13 protein-coding genes and 1 pseudogene are annotated in these 22,281 nt (G+C 43.2%); 8 read left to right on the top strand and 6 right to left on the bottom strand.

The window, feature by feature from the left end; all coding sequences use genetic code 11:
- Positions 1–44: 44 nt before the first annotated feature.
- Complete coding sequence (locus tag JMX07_RS07395; RefSeq protein WP_101205909.1) at positions 45–683, top strand: phosphoadenosine phosphosulfate reductase family protein; 639 nt, start codon at positions 45–47, stop codon at positions 681–683.
- A 73-nt stretch (positions 684–756) separates the two neighbouring features.
- On the opposite strand, the gene JMX07_RS13675 is transcribed toward JMX07_RS07395, so the two are convergent.
- Together JMX07_RS13675 and JMX07_RS07405 are read right to left on the bottom strand one after the other, a co-directional pair.
- Positions 757–1,185, bottom strand: a complete 429-nt coding sequence (locus JMX07_RS13675) for a WG repeat-containing protein (protein WP_201607182.1) — start codon at positions 1,183–1,185, stop codon at positions 757–759.
- Positions 1,133–1,729 (bottom strand): WG repeat-containing protein, encoded by a 597-nt coding sequence (locus JMX07_RS07405; protein WP_201607184.1) that lies wholly within the window; start codon positions 1,727–1,729, stop codon positions 1,133–1,135. Before JMX07_RS07405 ends, JMX07_RS13675 begins: the two co-directional genes overlap by 53 nt.
- A gap of 246 nt (positions 1,730–1,975) precedes the next feature.
- Between JMX07_RS07405 and cysG the strand changes: the two genes are divergently transcribed.
- From cysG to JMX07_RS07420, 3 genes are all read left to right on the top strand, one after another.
- Complete coding sequence (gene cysG / locus JMX07_RS07410) at positions 1,976–3,616, top strand: siroheme synthase CysG (protein WP_201607186.1); 1,641 nt, start codon at positions 1,976–1,978, stop codon at positions 3,614–3,616.
- Positions 3,617–3,768: 152 nt separating this feature from the next.
- On the top strand, positions 3,769–5,394 hold the full coding sequence (locus JMX07_RS07415) for an exonuclease SbcCD subunit D C-terminal domain-containing protein (RefSeq protein ID WP_201607188.1): 1,626 nt from the start codon (positions 3,769–3,771) through the stop codon (positions 5,392–5,394).
- Between the two features lie 83 nt (positions 5,395–5,477).
- Positions 5,478–9,368 (top strand): AAA family ATPase, encoded by a 3,891-nt coding sequence (locus tag JMX07_RS07420; RefSeq protein ID WP_201607189.1) that lies wholly within the window; start codon positions 5,478–5,480, stop codon positions 9,366–9,368.
- A gap of 119 nt (positions 9,369–9,487) precedes the next feature.
- Here the strand turns inward: JMX07_RS07420 and JMX07_RS07425 are convergent, their stop codons facing one another.
- Positions 9,488–14,335 carry an NAD-glutamate dehydrogenase gene (locus JMX07_RS07425; RefSeq protein ID WP_201607190.1) on the bottom strand — a complete coding sequence of 1,616 codons (4,848 nt, stop codon included), beginning with the start codon at positions 14,333–14,335 and terminating at the stop codon, positions 9,488–9,490.
- 458 nt (positions 14,336–14,793) lie between these two features.
- Between JMX07_RS07425 and purD the strand changes: the two genes are divergently transcribed.
- Entirely contained in the window at positions 14,794–16,110 is a 1,317-nt protein-coding gene (purD, locus tag JMX07_RS07430; protein ID WP_201607202.1) for a phosphoribosylamine--glycine ligase, read from the top strand.
- 449 nt (positions 16,111–16,559) lie between these two features.
- Positions 16,560–17,954 carry an ABC1 kinase family protein gene (locus JMX07_RS07435; protein WP_201572515.1) on the top strand — a complete coding sequence of 465 codons (1,395 nt, stop codon included), beginning with the start codon at positions 16,560–16,562 and terminating at the stop codon, positions 17,952–17,954.
- A 136-nt stretch (positions 17,955–18,090) separates the two neighbouring features.
- On the opposite strand, the gene JMX07_RS07440 is transcribed toward JMX07_RS07435, so the two are convergent.
- On the bottom strand, positions 18,091–18,765 hold the full coding sequence (locus tag JMX07_RS07440; RefSeq protein WP_201607191.1) for a DUF938 domain-containing protein: 675 nt from the start codon (positions 18,763–18,765) through the stop codon (positions 18,091–18,093).
- Positions 18,766–18,954: 189 nt separating this feature from the next.
- On the opposite strand from JMX07_RS07440, the gene JMX07_RS07445 reads away from it, so the two are divergent.
- Complete coding sequence (locus JMX07_RS07445) at positions 18,955–19,146, top strand: DNA gyrase inhibitor YacG (RefSeq protein ID WP_201607192.1); 192 nt, start codon at positions 18,955–18,957, stop codon at positions 19,144–19,146.
- A gap of 40 nt (positions 19,147–19,186) precedes the next feature.
- On the top strand, positions 19,187–20,368 hold the full coding sequence (locus JMX07_RS07450; protein ID WP_201607193.1) for an aspartate aminotransferase family protein: 1,182 nt from the start codon (positions 19,187–19,189) through the stop codon (positions 20,366–20,368).
- A 155-nt stretch (positions 20,369–20,523) separates the two neighbouring features.
- Here the strand turns inward: JMX07_RS07450 and JMX07_RS07455 are convergent, their stop codons facing one another.
- Together JMX07_RS07455 and JMX07_RS07460 are read right to left on the bottom strand one after the other, a co-directional pair.
- Entirely contained in the window at positions 20,524–21,423 is a 900-nt protein-coding gene (locus JMX07_RS07455) for a LysR family transcriptional regulator (protein ID WP_201607194.1), read from the bottom strand.
- 233 nt (positions 21,424–21,656) lie between these two features.
- Positions 21,657–22,281 (bottom strand): annotated as a pseudogene (locus tag JMX07_RS07460) (DNA polymerase III subunit gamma/tau); the annotation flags it as partial.

Below are 22,281 nucleotides of genomic sequence, written 5' to 3' on the forward strand. Positions count from 1 at the left end.
ATCAAATCGCTATTTTTATATTAACAATTATTAAGGAATGTATTATGAGCCAATTACACCCAAACCTAGATATCGACCAAGCAAACCAAGATTTGCAAGGTAAATCACCTGAGCAAATCGTTGAGTGGGCATTGACGCAAGCCAAAAACCCAATCATCACCACCAACTTCCGTCCTTATGAGTCAGCGATCTTGCATTTGGTTGCCAAGCAGCGCCCTGACATCACGGTATTGTGGGTAGATTCAGGCTATAACACCGATGCGACCTATCAGTTTGCCAACAAATTGATTCGTGATCTTGATCTCAACGTCGTGACGTATATTCCAAAACAAACCGCTGCCCATCGTGACGCCACCATGAATGGCATCCCAGGCATTGACAACCCGCAACATGGCGAGTTCACTGAACAAGTGAAACTTGAGCCATTCCGCCGCGCCCTTGCTGAGCTAAAACCAGATGTGTGGTTCAATGCTATTCGTAAAGACCAAACTGAGTTCCGCCAAGGTCTTGATGTACTTAGCTTATCAAAAGACGGCGTACTAAAGGTAGCGCCATTGTTTGAAAAAACAGATGCTGATCTAGACGTGTACTTAGATGAGCACAACTTGCCAAACGAGCATGACTACTTTGATCCAACGAAAGTAGAAGAAAGCCGTGAGTGTGGCTTGCATACTCAGCTGTAATTTCAGCTGTTTATGAATTTGAAAAGCCCTTTCTTTTATTTAAGAAAGGGCTTTTTTCAGTTTTTCATTGGACTTAAAACTTTTTTTCTACACGTTTACCTTGTCTATTAATGTAGAACCATTCACCATCTTTTTTGACATAGGCGGTACCATCTTTAAAAGGATCAATAAATGGAATGTCATCATAGTTTAATTCAATTGCTACATCACCATTTTTGTCAATAAATCCATGCTTACCGTTATCATAGACAAGTGCTAATCCGTTAATGAAGGGGAAGACCATTGCATAGTCTAGCTCTTTGACTACTTGATTCGACCTATTAATGATCATAAACTTATCATCATTATTAACGACGGCTAAACCACCTGAAAACCAAGTCACACTATAATATTCAATGGGTATCACGATATTATTTAGCCTATCTATAAATCCGAACTTTTCATTTTTTTCAACCGCTGCTAGGCCTTCTGTCTGTAAAGGAAATAGTAGAATCATATTCATAAGGAATAACTAACTTATTATTAATATCAATGTATCCATACTTCCCTTCGTTCTCAACTGCAGATAAACCCTCATTAAAACCCATTAAATCATCGTACATTATCGGAATAATTATCTGTCCCTGTTTATCAATGACTCCTCTTCTATTATCTATCCCAACCACAGCTAAACCATATTCAAATGGATAAGTAAGGCTGTATTTGAGAGGTATAACAACTTCACCCTGCATATTAATGTATCCGGATAAGTTGTCCTTATGAACACTTGCTAGACCTTCTACAAAAGCAATTGGAAAGTCATACTGTGTTGGTATTTTTATCACACCTTGCTTATCGATGAATCCATACTTACTACCTTTTATTACGGGCGCGAGTTCACCATCAAACTCACAGTGTTCATCAAATACAACCCCATTTGGTAACTTATAACCTTCAGCCAACGCGCATTCTGCTAGTACATCTGAACTAACTAGCAACCCTAAAATAAGTCCGAAAAAGACAGTACTTGATTTTTTTAGTCTATTAAACGTATTGTTTTGACTCATTATGATGCCTTCATAATTGTTCTGAATTAAAAAATATAAAATTATGCCCTTCTAAACCTCTAGTACGCCTATCATATCTCATAAAATCTATTCCCTTTCTAACAAAAAACCATCATTAACATGACAAAAACGAATATACTAATGCCAATTCACTAGGTGAGAGTGTGCCTGTGATACCTCATAATGGCGACATTCCTTATATCTTTTCTACCTTTTATAATAAACAATTAAATATATGGTGACATTATGAACACCTTCCCGCTATTTTTTAAATTAGAAGACCGTAAAGTGCTTATCGTGGGCGGCGGCGAAGTGGCACTGCGTAAAGCGGACTTGCTCAGCCGTGCAGGCGCCTGTATCACTATACTTGCACCCGATATCAGCCACGAGCTACAAGCCTTACTCACTGACAGCAAACATGAATTTATCTATGAGAACTATAATAAAACCTATATGTCAGGCGCACGGGTAATCATTGCCGCGACTGACGATGAGACGCTGAACCACCAAATTCATGCAGATGCGACTGAGCTAAACATTCCAGTCAATGTGGTCGATACCCCGCATTTATGTGACTTTATCTTTCCAGCCATTATCGATCGCAATCCCATTGTGATTGGTATCTCATCAAATGGTAAAGCGCCAGTATTGGCACGTCTATTACGGGCACGCCTTGAGACATTAATCCCGCAAGGCTATGGAAAATTAGCCAAGCTGGCAGGTGAATTCCGCAGTGAGGTAAAAGCCAAGATACCAACGCTTACTGGCCGTCGTCAGTTTTGGGAGCGCGCATTTGAAGGCCAAGTCAGTCAGCTAATGTTCGCCGGTAATGAAACTGAAGCGACTGCACAACTGCAAGCTGATTTGGATAGTACTGCCGCTGCTATCAGTAAGAAAAGCGACGATACAGACTCGGTTAGAGAGTCAGATGCCATCAAGAACGTCGCACCGGATGAGTCAGAAAAAAGCTTACCAGCCGTTGGTGAAGTCTACATTGTGGGCGCAGGCCCTGGTGATCCAGAACTTTTAACCTTTAAAGCACTGCGTCTAATGCAACAAGCGGACGTGGTGTTTTATGATGCTTTAGTCTCACCGCAGGTCTTAGACTTATGCCGCCGTGATGCTGACAAAGTATTCGTCGGTAAAAAACGCAGCAATCATACAGTTGCGCAATTAGGCATCAATGAGCTGCTCGTCAATCATGCCAAACAAGGTCGCCGTGTGGTGCGCTTAAAAGGTGGCGATCCATTTATCTTTGGACGTGGCGGCGAAGAGATCGAAAGCCTGCGGGCACATAATGTGCCATATCAAGTCGTACCGGGTATCACTGCAGCCAATGCCGCTGCTAGCTATGCAGGCATTCCGCTCACTCACCGTGACCATTCACAATCAGTGCGTTTTGTGACAGGATTTTTGAAAGCTGGTGCACCTAACAGTAACTTTAAGAGTTTCTTAAATACTGATGAGACGGTCGTATTTTATATGGGTCTGCACTCGCTGGCACGTTTGACTGAAGGCTTGGTTGACGCTGGTCGTAGTAGCGAGACGCCGATTGCTATCGTCTCTAATGCGAGTATGTCCAATCAGCAAGTATTGACAGGTACGCTTGCAACGATTGTTGCCAAACAAGAACAAGCACAATTGCCAACGCCTGCCCTTCTCATCATGGGCGACGTGGTCAGCTTGCATCATGATTTGGCTTGGTATAATTTACAAAATCAGCAGCACAGTCAAAACAGCGATGATATAGCTAAAAATTGGTTGCGTGAAGGCTCAAGAGGTGAAGCAGTAAAACAACCGATAGACCAACAAGCACATGCCCTATCAATGGTCGCAAATCTTGCAACACAGCAAGGAGATGGTCTGGAGCAATTGATTGTTGACTAGCGCTTACTGCTAACCTGCAAAACGATGAGTCTCAAATAAGAAGAAAACCCTACCAGTATATTATTGGTAGGGTTTTCTTTTGGCAACAGCGCAAATCTCAACGATTCTTGCTAGAATGAAGACTTTCTACTGCTCATAATCATAGTCTACTTATGCCCATACCTGATGCTAGCTTGTCTTCTTCTTTGACCACGCAAATGAAACCTTTGACCATATTGCATACCTCAGACTGGCACTTGGGGCGACGCCTATATGGGCGTCTTCGCTATGAAGAGTTTGAGTTATTCCTGCATTGGCTACAAGACACCATCAGCGCACAGCAAGTAGATATATTGATCGTCGCAGGTGATATCTTCGATACCATGACCCCAAGCAATAAAGCCCAAGCGCTGTATTATGAGTTTTTGGGTAAGGTCTCACGCTCCTGCTGTCAGCATGTGGTTATTGTCGCAGGTAATCATGACTCACCGACATTTTTAGACGCACCAAGCAATGTGCTTAAGTTTTTGAACGTCCATGTGATTGGCACTGCTTGTAATGACTTGGAAGATGAAGTATTGGTCTTGGGTGATGACGACAACAACAACCCTCATTGTATTATTGCTGCTGTACCCTATTTGCGCGATCGGGATGTACGTAGCAGTAGCGCTGGCGAGTCCGCAGATAGCAAAGACGCCAATGTTATCGCTGGTATTTGCGAGCATTATGACAATGTCGCAGACATTGCGAAGACTAAGCAAGCTGACTTAAACAAAACGCATCAGCGATATATTCCTATCATCGCCACAGGGCATCTATTCGCGTCTGGTGGCAAAACAACTGAGGATGACGGTGTACGCGAGCTCTATGTCGGCTCACTAGGTAAAATATCTGCCGATATGTTCAATGATGGCTTTGATTATGTCGCTCTTGGGCATTTGCACGTACCGCAGCGTGTTGGCGGTCGTGAGAGTATTCGCTATTCAGGCTCACCTATCGCGATGGGTTTCGGAGAGGCCAAACAGCAAAAGCAAGTATTGCTGGTACAGTTTGGTGCCGCAGAGCATTTTGATAACGACATTTTAGGGTTAAACGTCGCACCTGATAGTATTACTCCTCATGCTATCGATACAGCTGCTGACATTGAAGTCGCCCAAGTGAAAAAATCAGTAGATAAATTAGCAGAAAAAACCGCTAAAAAAGTGTCTAGTCAGGAACTGCCTTTCATGGATGACTTGTTTGGCTTTGATGAGCCATTAGAAGATGAGGAAGTTAAAAAATCTACTGTCGTAGAAAATACTCCTATTCAGCCTGAGCAATATAAAAGCATTCGAGAAACTTCTACTGACGCCGTGAATAGCAATAAAATTCTACATCGCGATGACGCTAATCAGATGCAAGTAGTATCCCTACCCATTCCAAAGTTCCAACAATTGGCGCAAATATCTGGTGACCTAACCACAATTGAACAAACCATTCAAGCGCTTACACAATCGGACTCTATTTGGCTAGAGATTGTCTATACAGGTGACGAAATCGTCAGTGATTTGCGTGAGCAAGTGCAAGCAATGGTAGAAGGGTTGCCATGTGAAGTGCTTAAGATAAAAAACACTCGTACTTATAATAAAGTCCTCAATCAGCAGCAAACATCTGAGAACTTGCAGGACTTAAATGAGATGGAAGTGTTTGAGCGCTGTTTGACGATCAATGACATACCTGACTCACAAAAAGACTCATTGCGCGATGCCTATGGCCAGATACTTTATAACTTACTTCATGAAGACAAACAGGCGGAATGATATAAGCGACATATCATGACCACACTTCCTTATCTTCCTCAATTTTTCGCAGTTGCGGCTATTACTAATATTAAGACTTATCCATGCGCCTAATCGAACTCAGACTAAAAAACCTCAACTCCCTAAAAGGCGAATGGCATATTGATTTTGCTGATACTGCCTTTACCAATGAAGGTATCTTTGCTATCACTGGGCAAACAGGTGCTGGCAAGACCACCATATTGGATGCTATTTGCTTAGCGCTATATGGTGAGACGCCAAGGATTAATAGTATCAGTAAGAGCAGTAATGAGGTGATGACGCGGCAGACGGCAGAGTGTTTCGCTGAAGTAGTGATTGACTTAAATGGTGAGCAGTATCGCTGCCGCTGGGGCCAGCGCCGTGCTTACAATAAAGCAGATGGCAATCTGCAAGATGCGACTCATGAAATCGCTAAGATAAACGTTGATGACTCGTCAAAAGAGGATGAGCTGTTAGAGAGTACCTTAAAGCATACCAAAAACAAGATCATTGAACTGACTCGGATGGATTTTCAACAGTTCACTCGCTCTATATTGCTAGCTCAGGGCAGTTTTTCAGCATTTCTAAAGGCAAAGGCTGATGAACGCGCAGATATTTTAGAGAAAATCACTGGCACTGATATTTACGCTACCATCTCAACACAGGTTCATGATAAGAAACGTACCGAGGAAGAAATTCTTAATAAGCTGCAATACGGTTTAGACGGGTTGATGCTTTTAAATACCGATGAAGAAAGTCAGTTAAAATCGGACTTGCAGTCATATCAAAGTGCTCAAAGTGAACAGCAGCAGACCATTCAAGATTTGGCCGAAAAGATAAAGTGGCTAGATAGCATCACAGAATCAAAAGAAAAACTGAATACTTATCAAAATGATCTAGCGCAGGCTCAGCAGGCTCAGCAAGACTTCATCCCTAGTGCCAAACGCTTAATCGCTGCTAATAAAGCGTTGGAGATTGATAGTCAGTTTGGTGAGTTATCATCTACCCGCAAGCACGTTAACGAATTAAGCCGAGAAAAAGCGCAGCTCGAATATGACTTACCTAAGCAGCAAGCACTCACAAAAAGCGCTCGCACACAGCTAGAGAAGCAACTAACACAGCGTCAAGATGCAGAAAACACAATGCAAATTGCACGGCCTAAAATTCAGAAAGCACGTGACCTCGACAACGAGATTGACCAGCAACGTCGCGCTTTAAACGATACACGTGTCAGACATGATACACTTCAGGCAGACGCTGAGCAACTGCTTGAAAATATTGCCGCGCAAAAAAGCATTGCCATAGATAAAGAAAACCAAAGCGCGCAATTGACCGAAAAACTTACCGGTACGGATAATTTAAGCTATTTAGACGGCGATATTGCCATTTTTGATGAAAAGTGCAGTCGCCTAAAAGCGGTAATACATCAAAATTCAGTGCTTTCGCAAGACAAGATACGCCAAACACGTGAATTAGAAGAATACAAAACCGCATTGGTAGTACAACAGCAACGCCAACAAGCACAAAGTGATAAAAATGAAGTCACCCAAAAGCAATTAATCGCACTAAAAAAAGCACAAAGCGAGCTGATTCAAGCGCAATCGGTCACACAGATGCGTGAGACACAAGAGCAGATAGACAGCACTAGCCAGCAGCTCGATCAGCTGCGCTTTCATGACCAGCAGCGCCGTGACCTTAACGCACAAGTGATACAAATCACCAGTCACATCGAGCAGCTAGAGAGTGAAATCAATGGCTATGAAAAGTTGATTACAACGAAAAAAGCAAGCCTCAAAAGTACGCAAGAAAAGCACCAAGACAAATTGAATCAGCTACAACTACAACAAAAGGTTGCGGCGCTAGAGAACTATATTGCCGATTTACAAGACGGTACACCTTGTCCTCTATGCGGTGCGCTTGAGCACCCTTACGCTCAAAATCACCCGCACCTTTTACCCGATGACGAAAACTCCCAATTAGCGCAGTATATTAGTGTTTTAGATGAACAAATTACCGAGCTGAATAAAAGCATCACTGCCCAGCAGATTGAGCAGGCAAGTAAACAAAGTACGCTTGCGAGTAAAAAAAATCAGCAAGCTGAACTCACTGCGCAAATACAGCAGCATGATACCGCCATAACAGAACTGCTGTATGTCATCAGCCAGCAGATGAATGATGAAAACTTAGCTGACAGTACTATTGCCAACTTGATACAACCGTTACTGGCGTTGGGTAGTGATAACGATATCTTGCCAGTGCTTACCGCCAGCAAAAAAAAATTAGCGATATATAAAGACCGTATCAAAGATTCGTTAGCACTCTACGACAGACTTCTTGAAGATATGAGCCGTTTGCGTAAGACGCTAGAGACGGCGTCACAAGACCAGCAAGTACTAGCAAATGATATCACTGAGCAGAGATACAAAATCACCATTACCGAAAGTAATATAACGAGTATTGATAATAAAATCACAGAGAACTTTGCTGAACTACAAACGCTCATTACCGCCATTTTGCAGCGTATTGACCCTTATGCTGCCAGTAGCTATCCGACAGAGGCGCTGAGCACCTTGCAACGTGCGCCCGAGAACCTACAGTTGTTATCGGCTAGCATTAAACAGCAAAAAATTCTGAGCAATGCAGATTATGATAGTTATCTTGAAGAACTACGTCAGCAGCGCCGCGCCCTCGTACAGCTAAAAGACGCTTTCGCTGAAGATAAGGACAAACAGCAGACAATACAGAGCGACCTTGAACGCATAAAAGCATATATTGAGAATAAAGAAGCACAGCTAAAAAAAGATACCGATTCGCTTAACAGTCTAATGCAAGCGAAGAATAAACAAATAGCTGCACTAACCCAGTTTCAAGACGAACGCGCAGAGGTTTTTGAGGCGGCCGACCTAGAAGCAGCTGAGCGTACGCTTAGAGACACTCTAGAGCAAGCACAAGAGGCGCACAGTGTTGCCCAACGACAACTGGATAAAGAGACGTATAATTTGCAACAGCTCATAAAGCAGCAAGAAAACTTAGCCAATCGTATCGAAGCAGCTACGCAAACCTTAGAAACGCAACATACTGCATTTAATAACACACTTGCCACCTCTAGCTTTGATACGGAAGCAGAATTTTTGGCGGCGCACCTGCCCATAGATGAGCGTAACGCACTTAGACAGCAGCAACAGCATATCGATTATGCCCTAAAGCAAGCGCAATCTTTATTGGATGCAACACAAAAAACACTTGCAGATAAACAAGCCAATCCGCTGACAGTAGACGATAGAGAAACGCTTACCCAACAGCAATCACAAGCCCAAGATGAATTTAACAAACGAATTGAGTCAATCGGTGCAATCAGTCAGCGTCTAAAGGACAATGAAGACAAAAAAACCACCCAACAGGCACAGCTTGATGCTATCACTGCTCAAAAGGACAAACTGCAAGTTTGGCAACAATTGCATAAATTGATTGGTTCATCTGATGGCAAAAAGTTCCGTACTTTTGCTCAAGGGCTAACCTTTGACCTTATGGTCACTCACGCCAATACGCAGCTGCAAAAAATGAGCGATCGCTATTTGCTGGCCCGTGATGATAATAGTCCACTTGAGCTGAATGTCATTGATAATTATCAGGGCGGTGAAATTCGCAGCACTAAAAACCTCTCAGGCGGCGAAGGTTTTATCATTAGCCTAGCATTAGCACTAGGGCTATCACAGATGGCCAGCCAAAATATACGTGTGGATTCGCTATTTTTGGATGAAGGGTTTGGTACGTTGGATGAGGAATCTTTAGACATTGCACTTGATACGCTGACCAATCTACAGCAAGAAGGCAAACTAATCGGGGTGATATCCCATGTTCAGGCGCTAAAAGATCGCATTTTAACCCAGATTAAAGTCGAGAAGCTCTCGGGCGGATTTAGCCGAATTAGTGGCCAAGGGTGTCATAAAGTCGTCAGTGAAAAAATATCATAAGTTAGGTTAATCACTTTACTACTTAATACTTTTAAACCTTTTCTTTTAGGCAATAAAAAACCACCGAACATTAAGGACGGTGGTTTTTTTTGAGACAGTTTGGGAGTGATATTACTTCATTACTTAGTAACTAAACCACTAAGCTCACTCATCAATACGGACAACGTTGAAAGACCGATTTGACCTTCTTCATCGTTGCTATGCAGCTCATCCAACTTATTCATCTCTGTAGTGACTGCAGCAAGCTGATCGACGTGTCTTGCTCTCCATTCACTAAATGCTTGCTTAGCATCTGGTTTTGAGAGTACCGCATCCATCAATAGACGCAAGCTGCGTGACAGCTCGTTCACTAACGCATGGCGAGCACGGCGATCCCAATAATCTTGCTGTGGTAGGCTGGCAATATTTTCCATCATCCAGTCTAACTGCAACACTTGGTAGGCTTCAAAGTATAAAGTTGCAATCTCATCGACAGGACGCTCGTATTGCTCAGCAAGCAATGCAGCATCAAGCGCATCGACATGGTACGGTAGCATCGCAAATAGCGTAGCGTCATTATCAGACAGATCCTTTTGCATCAAGCGCTTGGTGTCTTCTTGCAGATATTGAGCAAACTGCTGCTCGATAAAACCACTTGGCTTAGTCAATTTTTCAACGCTTTCACTGAAGCGGCTAATCATATCAGCGACTTGCAGATTTTGACCGAAGGCATTGATGAACCAGACCACACCGCGCTCAAGTGAATCACGTAGACGTAGCTCAAGGTTCAGCAGTAACGTCGCCTCAACTTGATTGTCTAGGGATTCAAGTGCTTTCCAAGCGCGCGATACATTGAATACATCACGGCTAATCGCATAACCACGTACGATAGTGGCTAGTGATTGATCGGTTTCCTCAAAGAGACGGAATAGCGCTTCAATGCCTAAACGGTTGACCACACTGTTGGTCAAGTAAGTACTGATAATCTCGCGATGCAAACGGTGTTCAGTCATCTCATCAAAGAAGCGTGACGCAAGCTCATCTGGGAAGTACTTACGTAGCTCATTGATAAAGTACGGATCATCTGGTAAATCAGATAAGAGTAGATTGTCATAAACCCACATCTTGCCATAGGCCAAGACAACTGCCAGTTCAGGATTGGTCAGACCAGTATCCGCTTTTTGACGCTTCGCAATCTCTTCATCTGATGGTAGATACTCAATCGCACGATCCAGACGCCCTTCACTCTCTAGCATCTGAATAAAGCGCTGATGATCGCTCAGGTTTGCTGCGGCACGGATATGGCTCAGCTCAATCGCTTGTGGTTGCAAGTAGTTTTGACGTAATACCAGTTCTGCTACGGTGTCAGTCATACTCTCAAGCAGCTCATTACGTTGCTTGAGTGTCATGTCGCCTTGCTCGACCACTTTGCCAAGTAGAATTTTGATATTGACTTCATGATCCGAACAGTTAACACCGCCTGAGTTGTCGATTGCATCTGTATAGATACGTCCGCCCGTTTGAGCGTACTCGATACGACCTTGCTGAGTTAGACCTAAGTTACCACCTTCACCAACGACGGCTGCACGTAGCTCATTACCATCGATACGTAGCGAATCATTCGCACGGTCGCCCACGTCAGCATGCGTTTCGTTTGCACTTTTGACATAAGTACCGATACCACCATTCCAGATAAGATCGACAGGTGCTCGTAGTAACGCACTGATCAAATCGTTTGGTGCAAGGCTGTCTTCACTGATATCGAAGAGCGACTTCATCTCAGGACTGATAGCGATAGTTTTGTCTTGGCGTGAGAATATACCACCACCTTGACTGATTAATGATGCTTCATAATCTGCCCATGATGAGCGTGGCAATTCAAACAAGCGTGCACGCTCAGCGTATGAGGCGGCCGTATCTGGATTAGGATCAATAAAGATATGTAAATGGTTGAAGGCAGCAACTAGTTTAGTATGCGCTGATAGCAACATGCCATTACCGAATACATCACCACTCATGTCACCAATACCGACAACCGTAAAGTCATCACGGTTTTGGATGTCCATACCGCGCATACGGAAGTGACGTTTGACCGACTCCCATCCACCGCGAGCTGTGATACCCATTGCTTTATGGTCATACCCTACTGAGCCACCTGATGCAAAGGCATCATCTAGCCAGAAGTTGTACTCTGCTGCTAACGCGTTGGCTATGTCAGAGAAGGTAGCTGTACCTTTGTCTGCTGCGACAACCAAGTACGGGTCGTCCTCATCATGGCGTACCGTGTTGGCTGGCGGGACAATGTTACCATCTACAATATTGTCTGTGACATCAAGCATGCCGCGTAAGAATGTTTGATAGCAAGCGATACCTTCTGCTTGGAACGCCTCACGACCATCAGCCATGCTCTTGGTTTTTACAATAAATCCGCCTTTAGAGCCTACAGGGACGATTACTGCGTTTTTGACCATCTGTGCTTTGACAAGGCCAAGTACTTCAGTACGGAAATCTTCCATACGATCTGACCAGCGCAGACCACCACGAGCGACTTTGCCGCCACGTAAATGTACAGCTTCGACGCGTGGTGAATACACAAATATCTCAAACATTGGCTTTGGTTTAGGCAAGTTTGGAATGTCTGCTGCCAAGAACTTAAATGACAGACGATCTTTGCGCTGACCATCACTATCGACTTGATAGAAGTTGGTACGTACCATCGCATTGATCAAATCTAAGTACCAGCGCAAGATACGATCTTCGTCTAGGCTATCAACATCTGCTAACGCCGCTGTGATTTGCTCTTGAATGGTAGCAGCCTTTTCTTGACGCGTATCGAGGCTATACTTAGGATTCATACGTGCATCAAACAAACTACCTAACGCGACACTGATATCACTGTTTTTGACCACAGTTTGCTGAATATAAGCACTCGAGAATGGCGCACGTGCTTGCAGCATGTAGCGAGACAATGCACGCAATACGACGACATCATAAGTATCGAGCTTGGTCGTTAGTACCAATTCATTGAATGAATCGCTTTCAACGCGACCTGCCCAGATTTGCTTGAGACTGTCTTCGAACTGACCACGAACGACTTGCATATTGACCGTATCGACATGCTCTAAGGTCAGCTCATATTCTTGCATCCAGATAGGCTGCTCTGGCAAGTCAAACTCATAAGTCTGTGCTGAGATAACTGACACACCAAAGTTTTCAAGTATTGGTAGCACTTTTGACAAGATAACCGGTTGCTCGCGACCGTATAGCTTTAGGTGGAGCTGGTTACGTGCATCGCCTGTCGACTGGTATAAGTGCCAAAGCATCGGTTGCTCTGCGGTTAGTCCCGCCAAACGCTTAGTGTCTTCAACTGCAGTACGAGCATCAAAACGCTCTTGGTAGGCAGCAGGAATATAGTTTAAGAAACGACGATTTAAAGCATTGGCTTGTTGCTCGCCTACATTGTCGAGGAGCATTTTTTGATAATTATCATCCCATGATTGCATGAGTGCTGATAATTTGGCTTCAAGTGTGGCGATATTGACGTCGTTTACTTGACCAGGTACGGTACGCACGTGGACATGCACACGAGCATGCGCAGATTCATTGAACTCAGTAGTAAACCCTGAAGACATACCGTTATAGGCGTCTTTTAGGACGTTTTGTACTTTGATACGTAGCTCGGTGTTGAACTTATCACGCGGGATATAGACCAAGCACGAAACAAAACGCTGATAATGGTCAATACGGCTAAATAGACGTAAGCTCTTCTTGTCTTGTAGTTGAGTAATGCCCGAAACAATTGGATATAGCTCTTCGACGCTGGCTTGGAACAAATCATCACGCGGTAAAGTGTTAATCACATGCATCATCTTGTGATGAGCATGACCGTCACGTGGTAAGTCCGCCATCGCCATAATCTTATTGGCTTTTTCGCGCAACAGCGGTATTTGCTGTACAGTGAGCTGATAGGCTTGTGACGTAAGCAAACCGATAAAGCGGTATTCACCAATTAGGTTACCGTTATCATCGAACTTATGAATGCCCAAAAAGTCCATATATACTGAACGATGCACAGGTGATACACGGCTTGATTTAGATAGCATTAATACGCGTGGCTCAGTCAATAATTGCTTTAATCCTCTAGGCAACTGGCTAAAGCTTTCTGATAGCTTGTCTTTTTCAGAACCACGTAATAGACCCAGACCACTGTTACCAATCGCAAATAAATCCAAATCGGTCGGCTCAGAAGTCACTTCGATAGACTGACCACCTTCCAAGCGGTATTCACGATACCCTAAGAATATGAAGTGATCGTCTAAGATCCAATCTAAAAATGCTTGGATTTCTTGTTGTGAGTAGAATACTTCTGGTAGCGGCTTCGTTGAAAGCTCCGTTTTGATGTCGTTCAACTGCGCACGCATCTGTTTCCAGTCGCCAACGACCGTATCAAGCGTGTCAATTTTTGACATAAGCATCTGTTGAAGTGCTTCCAAGTCTTCGTTGTCTTGGTAAGCAATTTCACAATGAATCAATGACATATGTGAAGTGGCACTTTCATGTGCGCCTTCGATATGGGTGATATCACCATTTTCATCACGCTCAACACTGATAATGATGTTGTAAGTACGATGAACATCGATACCTTCAGCTTCTAGGCTCATCAAAATCGTATCAACTAAGAATGGTCTATCATAAGCTGCGATTTGAATGACAGTGTGCGAGCTATGAAAGTGCTGCTCTTCTGCTGCTGGGTTTAGTACTGTCAGCTGCGGCTTGCTGCCGTCGTAAGCTTTGAGTAGTGTAAAGTGATGTAGCGCCATGCCCGCCAAGTCAGCATTACTAATCGCCTCTGCAGTTTCTTGATGCAGCGGCTGATAATAGCTATGAATAAAATGATCAAATAGTGATTTGTCTTTTTGTACATAACTGGTAGCAATATCGCTTATCTGACTAATGCGCTCTTTTGCGATACTGAGGGAGTTTGGCATTTCCTGCGTCCTTTTTTTATAGATTTGGTTTAACATTTATTTATTTAAGTTTATCGATTTAGATTGACTACTGTTACTGCATATTCATCATTGGTGCAACGGTGCAGTATTTCCATTCACGCGACTTATTTTATTTTTATAACAGTTAGAAACTTTCTCCTTTTTTGCTCTTATTTTTTATTAATATGTAGCCATCAGAATTTAATACTACCAATATAGTGAAGTGTAACGCACATAAGGCGCGAGCTAAAGTGTACAACATCATTTCATGAATCAGCGATGTGTCGATAACCTTTACTAATGAGACAATGCATTTTTAGACATCGATATGGATGATTCGGTGCTGGCAGACGGATACTCATGGTAATTGAAGGCGTTTTTTTGTTAGAATATGCCAACATATTTAAGAGCGTACGACTCGCTCACTATTAACTTTAATGCTAAGGGCAAAAGGTATGATGAATATTTTGGTGGTTGGCTCAGGTGGTCGCGAACACGCACTGGCATGGCAATGTGCAAAAGATGACAATGTAAAAAATGTCTACATCGCTCCTGGTAATGCTGGCACCGCCCTTGAGCCTAAATGCCAAAACGTTACGCTAGAGTCTACCGACGCTGACGCAGGCGAGCATAGTGCGGTTATCGCGTTTTGTCAAAATAATGATATCGACATGGTAATTGTCGGTCCAGAAGCGCCTTTGGTTACGGGTATTGTTGATGCTTGTCGTGAAGCAGGTATCAAAGCATGGGGCCCAACAGCATACTGTGCACAGTTAGAAGGCTCAAAAACTTTTGCTAAAGAGTTCATGGAGCAAAACAACATTCCAACCGCTGCTTATCAAGGTTTTACAGACGCAGTCGCTGCCAAAGCCTATGTCGATGAGCAAGGCGCGCCTATCGTTATCAAAGCAGATGGTCTTGCTGCAGGTAAAGGCGTCATCGTTGCTGAAACGATCGAACAAGCACATGAAGCTATCGACGATATGTTAGCGGATAATAAGTTTGGTGATGCTGGCAGCCGCGTGGTTATCGAGCAGTTTTTACAGGGTGAAGAAGCCAGCTTTATCTGTATGATTGATGGTGATAACATCTTGCCAATGGCAACCAGCCAAGATCACAAACGTGCTTTTGAAGGTGATACTGGTCCGAATACTGGCGGTATGGGTGCCTACTCCCCTGCTCCAGTTGTTACCAGCGATGTCCATACCAAAGTCATGCAGCAAGTGATTCAACCAGTAGTTGATGCCATGAAAAACGCAGGCCATCCTTATACTGGATTCTTATACGCTGGTCTTATGATTGATAAGGCAGGCGACCCGTATGTCATCGAGTTCAATTGCCGCTTTGGTGATCCAGAAACGCAGCCTATCTTAATGCGTTTGCAGTCATCAATGGTCGATTTGGTCGCACAAGGTTTGGCAGGTCAATTACCTAGTGAAGCCAAATGGGATGCGCGCCCTGCTCTAGGTATTGTCGTTGCATCAAAAGGCTACCCTGAAACTTCATCTAAAGGTGATGTGATTGCTGGCTTGCCAGAACTAGATCCTAACAACGACGAAGCTGTTAAAGTTTTCCATGCTGGCACGGCATTTTCTAACGATAAGGATAAAGAAGTCGTCACAAATGGCGGGCGCGTCTTATGTGTGACTGCGCTAGCAGATAGTATTTCTGATGCTCAGCAAGCCGCATTAGCAGTCACTGCTGCTATTAGTTTCGATGGTGCGCAGTATCGCCGTGATATTGGTCACCATGCCATCACTCGCGAAAAGGCTTAGCAGCTAAGGCATACTAAAAAACATATTGAGTAATGTCTTAGGCAATATTTTAGATAATGCGAAGGTTTCGCTCAATATGTTTGATTAATAATACCTCTGTATTTTATAGCTCCATATCATTATTCGACCTAGCATCATGCTAGGTCTTATTTTTTAGTATCTTTTTGACACTTAGCTATTGGCTATAAATAGATTTCACTAAGTTTTAATAACCAGTGAACTTGCTAGAAAACTCTAGGTATTTATGAATCATACTCAAATTAGTAAGCACCTATTTATCAATAGTTACCACTAGATATTAGCTTACAAAGTAACTATCAATGGCCAGCTCAGGCTCATAAAACCAACGCGCTTTATATGATACAATTTTGTACCTGTGCATCACGTCTCCCTTGTATTGTAGGTTTCGAACCCGCAAATCAATACCAATTGGATGAATGATTATACTTATGGCAAATGATACGTCTAAACCTTTTAGCAACAAGCAATCAATCGATAGCCTAAAAACCTCAGGGTTTGATCGTCGTATGTCGATTGCAAAAACTTCTTTGAATATTGGTCGTCGTTGGGCGGGTAATAGCGTGTCTGGTATGTTCTTAAACAAAGAGGCACGTACTGCACGTAATCAGGCGTTTATGGAAACTCAGGCAAATTATCTGGCATCAGAGCTGGGTAAATTGAAAGGTTCGGTCGTCAAGATTGGTCAAATGCTAGCGATTTATGGTGAGCACATACTGCCGCCAGAGATCACGCGCGCTTTGCAAACCCTTAATGATGATACGGCGACATTGACTTGGCCAACGATTGAACAAACATTACGCCAGTTACTGGGCAACAAACTAAACGAGCTAGACATTGATCCTGTCCCCATCGGAACCGCTTCTCTTGCTCAAGTGCACCGTGCGACCGTACTCGCCACTGGCGAACAAGTTGTGTTAAAAATTCAGTATCCGGGTGTGGCAGATGCTATCAACTCTGATCTTGCATTGTTCAAAAGATTATTAAAAGTAAGTAATATCGTCCCTCAAACACGCGCACTCGATGCTTGGTTTGAGGAAATACGTGACCTACTCCATCACGAAGTCGATTATGAAGCGGAAGCGGCTACGACAGAGCGTTTTTACGAGCGTTTAATCGATGATCCGCGCTATATCGTACCTAAGATTAATCGCACTTATTCTAAAAAACGTCTGCTATGTATGTCATACGAGCCAGGTATCACTGTGGTCTCAGAAGCACTACAATTATTACCTCATGAACGCCGAAATGCCATTGGTCAAGCGGCCATTGAAATCATGATGCAAGAGATTTTTGTATGGGGTGAAATGCAGACCGATCCTAACTTTGGTAATTATTTAGTGCGTGTGAGCGAAAACGAAGAAGATATTGATAGATTGGTTTTGCTAGATTTTGGAGCGATTCGTCAATTTGATGGCAACTTATTAACGATTGCCCGTGGTCTACTACGCGCAGGATATCGCCATGATCAGCAAGCAATGAGCCTTGCTATGAAAGGATATGACTTTTTCGATAGCATGAGTAATAAAGTTCGTTCAGATATTGCCTCATTATTTTTGCTTGCTACCGAGCCTTTTAGTGACCCTGAGAAAAACGCTAATATTCCTAGCGAATGTTTGGATGAGCAGAATCGCTATATTTGGGCTAACAGTAAACTACATTCACGCTTATCTACTACGGCCACACGCGCAATGCAGTCTTTTGAATTTAATCTACCACCAAAAGAATTTATGTTTATTAGCCGCAAGTTTATCGGTGCATATACCTTTTTGACTGTTTTAGATGCGCACACCAACTCTAACAGCCTCGTAAAACCTTATTTATAAACCGTGCAAATTTTGAGCCGTCTTTTAGTGACGGCTTTTTAATGTTTTAATTTTATCTGCTTAGGCTATTTTATATCTAATACTATTACCTTTATCGTAGAGCACTGACATAAGCTTTGCATGTTTACTTAGGCTATTATTTTTCGCTTATAGCACTTACCTGCCAATCATCAAATCTTGTCTTATACCACTTTGGCTTACGAATACTTAGCTCCCAACACACTTCTTGTCGGGCAAGGTATTTCACTTCGAAATGAGTGCGCTGACTGGTCGCTGGTACTCGAGAACGTGTTGATGGTAGACACCACACTTTAGTTGCTTGGTATTCTGCATTGTCCATATAGGATTCGATATTAGTGACTAATATCACTTCTCCGCCCACATGCAAGCGTGATAATAAAAACTCAAAAAAAGGCATATTCAGCCATTGCTGATTTGGATTGTGCTGTTCAGGATTGGGATAAAGAATGAAGATTTTAGCCAAGCTATTCGGTTTAATGGCATGCACTGTCCATGCAATCGCATCCGCATGAATCGCATCTAGGTTTGATAGATTTTGTAAAGTGGCTAATTTTGAGAATGCTTCAAATTTATTACGCGTGCGTTCAATGGCTATCAGATGCTTGTCAGGATTTTGTGCGGCAAAGCTAAGTGCATGCTTACCCTTCCCTGCCCCAATCTCTAGCATTAACGGTTTTTCATTTTTATTGTCATTAATAATATTTGGAATAATAAAGTCACGCGGTGCTGACAGTTTTTGTGGTTGAAAGGCACGCTCTTGCTGATGCGTGAGATCAATATTGTCGGTCATCTACTATCCTTAAAGCATTTGTCTTTTGTCATTATTCGGCCCCATGCTATTATATAGTCAATCCAATTGAATAGTAATACAGCGACAGCAAGTACGCCTCGTTTCGTCGTAATTTAAATGACGGATGCGTTTTATGCTTGTGTCGTATGCAACCTATACTAATAACATTTAGGACATTGCTCTTTTCTTATGACTGACTCTACTGCAAATACGCCCCCAAAGACCTACCCTTGTCCACGTTGCGGTGCCCAGACAGCTTGGCAAGACAATAAATATAAGCCGTTTTGTAGCAGTCGCTGCAAGCTGATCGACTTAGGTGCTTGGGCAAACGAAGATTACACCTTACCTGCAGAAACCACGCCTTTTTCTGACGAGCTATAACCCACACTCTCACTCAATTATTATACCAAGGATGTTTTACATGTCTGCTACTTACCTGATGCCCACTTATAATCGTCAACCAATCAGCTTTACACGCGGTGCAGGCAGTTGGCTCTATACCAAAGATGACACGCCTTACTTAGATGCCTTGACTGGTATTGCGGTATGCGGCTTAGGACACTGTCATCCACAAGTCACTGACGCGATTCAGCAGCAAGCAGGTACGCTAATTCATACGAGCAACTTGTTTGGCATCGATTGGCAAGAGCGTGCTGGAGAGATACTATGTACCACCGCCCAAATGGACAGCGTGTTTTTTGCCAATAGCGGCGCCGAAGCCAATGAAGCTGCATTAAAACTGGCACGTTTATACGCGTACAAACAAGGTTTTAAACGTCCAAAAGTTATCGTCATGGAGCAATCGTTCCATGGTCGTACGTTATTATCTTTGTCAGCTACTGCAAATCCAAAGGCGCGCGAAGGGTTTTATACACTAGCTGAAGACTTTATTCGTGTGCCATTTGGCGATATCGAAGCTGTCAAACAAGCTGCTCAAGAACATGATGATATCTGCGCTATCTTTGTAGAGCCGATCCAAGGCGAAGGCGGCCTGAATACTGCAGCTAATGGCTTCACTTATCTTGAAGAGCTGCAAGCGGAATGTGACGCTCATAACTGGCTATTTATGCTGGATGAAGTGCAAACAGGTAACGGCCGTACGGGTAAATACTTTGCTTATCAACACAGCAACGCTCGTCCTGATGTATTGACGACGGCCAAAGGTCTAGGTAATGGTTTCCCAGTTGGTGCGTGCATGGTCCGTGGCCGTGCTAATGGTCTGTTTGGTGCTGGTAGTCATGGCTCTACTTATGGTGGTACACCATTGGCCAGCCGTGTGGTGCATAGCGTATATGACGTGCTAGCAAATAGTAATATTATGGAAAACGCAGTGACTGAGGGTTTATTCATTAGAGAAAGTATCGTTGATACATTTGGCCAACATGGCGTTAGCAGTCGCGGTGCAGGTATGATGATTGGTATCGCGCTACCTGAAGACATGGATTGTAGCCAACTGGTGGATCGTGCCCGTGATGAGCAAAAACTAATCATCAACGTGACGGGTGGTCATGTTGTACGTTTGCTACCGCCGCTTAACATGAGCCGTGATGAAAGCACACAAGTCGCTGAGCGTTTAATCAACCTATTAAAGCCATCATTTTAAAGCAGGCTTCAATATTAGTAATAGACAATAAAAAAGCCTATAGATGATTCATTATCTATAGGCTTTTTGCTAACTGCTTATTGCTAACTGCTAACTGCTTATTGCTAACTGCTAACTGCTAACTGAAAACGTTTCGTGCGTAGTGAGAACAACACTTAATTCGCATGGAAGTACTTTTTCAATACTTCTAGACAACGAGTAATTTTAGCTGGCTGTTGGTCGCGATTTAAAGTGACCGCATATAGCACAAAGCTTGGTAATTGATAGCCAGTCAACACTTCTACTAGTTCTCCACTTTCAAGCTCTTTTTTGACGTCCATTTCTAACATTCTAATCAACCCGTGACCTTCTTTAGCCAACGTCGTTGCCATAAACACGTTGTTGGTATAGATACGTGAGTTCATTTTGACACGCGTTTTTTTGCCAGTTTCAGTCTGAATCATATCGATCTGATTGGCATCTTTCATGATTTCAATACAGATTAATTGATGCTCAGCCAAATCTTTAGGCGTATTTAGCTTACTGTGCTGACGCAAATACTGAGGTGAGGCAACCAATAGTTGGCGCACATCGGTCAATGGATGACTGCTCAAACTAGAATCATTAATCGATGGGCTCATGCGAATAGCAATATCAATACGCTCATCAATCATATCAATATAATGATTGTCAGCTAGATAGGTGACGCTAAGATCATCATGTGCCGCCATCCAAGTAGAGAGTGCTGGCAGTATATGATTAACACCAAGCTCAGGAGTGGTCGATACACGCAAGCTACCTGCTAGCTCATCACGCAATTGATTAACTTTGATACGTCCTTGCTCCGCTGCACTGACGACATCTTTTGCCGCTTCATAAAAGCTCTCGCCAGCTTCTGTTAAGCTTAGCTTACGAGTTGAGCGATGTAGCAACACCACGCCAAGCTCGTTCTCTAGCGAACGAATTTGCTGACTGACTGCACTGGTTGTAATACCTAGCTCACGTGCTGAGCCACTAAAAGAGCCATGTCCGACCACACTGGCGAACACAGCCATACCGCGTAAATTATCCAACATATTCTCACCTAAACGTCATTTCAGTTTTTAATATAACTTAACCATTATAACGACTTTACATTCATCTTATCGTTATCAAATGGTTCTCTCTTGTTTGATAAATATATTTTGACCCGTAATAAAAACGAAAATATCAAGGTGATATATTGCTATCACCTTGATATTTAATATAAAACTACGTTCAATATATAAATATACTTTTAGATATCTTGAGCAATCATTGCTCCAAAATCTCAATACAGCTGTACTTTACCCATTTTCCCTTCACCGCGTTCAGTTAAATACTGCATTACTGGTGTTTTTAGTAATTTCGTTTCAGCAACGGTTTTCGCTTGCTCTAAACGTTTTTTCTGTCGGCGCTCTGGGGTTTTATCTTCGGTCTGCATGATACTACTATCAATTTTCAAGTCAATGTCAGCTTGCGTAAATTGCTGTTGTAGCTTAGCTGCCAATTGCTGAAAAGTGACCTGCAAATGCTTACTATCAACACTGGTCAAAAACGTGGCTTTGCCATTACATTGACCAGTCATCGTACCTTGTCGTGCCAATGCTAGCTCATCTTGTGCCAATACCTCGCTTTCACGAGCCGTCTGTAACCAGTAGTCCCACTTTTCTGGGTTCCACTCGCCTGTCAGTTCTTGAGGTGGACAACGCAGCAACGTACGTGGATCTTCATCAGAGTGGGCTGTTAATTGAGAATCATTTGCGCCAGGCTCAACAACTGGTTCAGGCTCAACAACTGGTTCAGGCTCAACAACTGGTTCAGGCTCAACAACTGGTTCAGGCTCAACAACTGGTTCAGGCTCAACAACTGGTTCAGGCTCAACAACTGGTTCAGGCTCAACAACTGGTTCAGGC

It is taken from the genome of Psychrobacter immobilis (assembly GCF_904846235.1).
Lineage (GTDB): Bacteria > Pseudomonadota > Gammaproteobacteria > Pseudomonadales > Moraxellaceae > Psychrobacter > Psychrobacter immobilis_C.